Here is a 1,305-nt window from a genome sequence, read left to right on the forward strand (position 1 = left end):
CTTACATTGTGATGCCGTTTTATGAAAACGGCACCCTGCGCCAGTTCACAAATTTAGATTCGAAGCTGGAACCCGCTGACGCTCTCAACCTAGTTTTACCAGTTGCAGAAACCCTCAGCCAAGTCCATGATCTCGAGCTTTACCATCGAGACCTTAAACCCAGCAATATTCTTTTAGATGAAACTTTTTGTCATAACTTATCAGTGACTTTGGAGAGAATTATGAGTAATTTGAAAATAAAGTCAATCAAAAGGTAAAAAGGAGTGTGGTGAAGCGTACAAAATTCTGTGCTTGAGTGGAAGTAGGTATAATCAGCATATTCGGTAAACCATGACGGATTATATCCGAATCAAGGCAAAAATCCGGAAAAGAGGGATAATTGTTAATTGTTAATTAATGAACATTCAAGATTGATCAGTAGTCAACCGAACTCGATATTATCCATTCCTGTCCACTGGTGGAAATGTTTCAGTCCTAAAGCGAATCTTAACCTGACCAATGATGTCTGTACTCATAGTCACTGCATCGAATGAACTCTCATTCACTGGCTTAACCGTGAGTTTATTGTGACTAGTACCAGCAGAAACGTTACCCGATTCTGCTACTGCACGACCTCTGATGTAAGGGCTGGTTTCTTGATGCGATAGTGAGTGGGGGAAACCCCCTTTGGCCGACTGCATCGCTTGTTGAGGCTTATGTTGACGCTGATACTGGTTTGTTCCTGTAGTTTGTTGCTCAGTAGCAGTCACATTGAAGGTGAGCTTCGAGACAATTTCCCCATCAGTTACTACAATCCGTGCCATTCCTTCCCGTGCTATTGCCCGCAGATGCTCTATCATATTAGTTGCTAGTAACTCACCAATTTTCGAGCGAATCTCTTGGACTTGGCTAGTGAAGAATCTCTCCTGATTCTCTTGGATGGTAAGTGTCAGAGGATTTGTAAGATTAATGGTTTCAGCTTCTAGAGCTTGAGCTACTTCCCTTAAGAGGTGATTGGCTGGCTTTTCTTGAGTACCAGTGTTGGGGTTAGCAGGGATAGTTTTAAAGGTATAGTTGGGACGCACAACTGTACCTCCCTGACCATCAGGGTAGTGTTGGACAAGATGGTCAGTAATTTGGACATCAGAGACATTCTCCGCCTGGAACTGAGCCAGAGTTTTAGCGAGATTGGCTACAAGTTCCCGATAGGCTTCCATCTGCTTGATAGTTGCACCCATGATAGCGTCGAAAGTACTGTTGATCAGCCCAGCAGTAAACTCAGTAAAGCCTAGCTCTTGAACTTGCTTTGGCCGACTGATACCACAC

The 1,305-nt window shown here is 43.5% G+C and carries 2 protein-coding genes; one reads left to right on the top strand and one right to left on the bottom strand.

The annotated features are described in order from the left end of the window. On the top strand, positions 1-257 hold a 257-nt coding region (locus tag F6K49_RS49875; protein WP_293110235.1), incomplete at its 5' end, for a protein kinase. 180 nt (positions 258-437) lie between these two features. Here F6K49_RS49875 and F6K49_RS49880 read toward each other — a convergent pair. Further along, a partial coding sequence (locus F6K49_RS49880; RefSeq protein WP_293110237.1) for a hypothetical protein occupies positions 438-1,305 on the bottom strand: 868 nt, incomplete at its 5' end.

It is taken from the genome of Moorena sp. SIO3I6 (assembly GCF_010672095.1).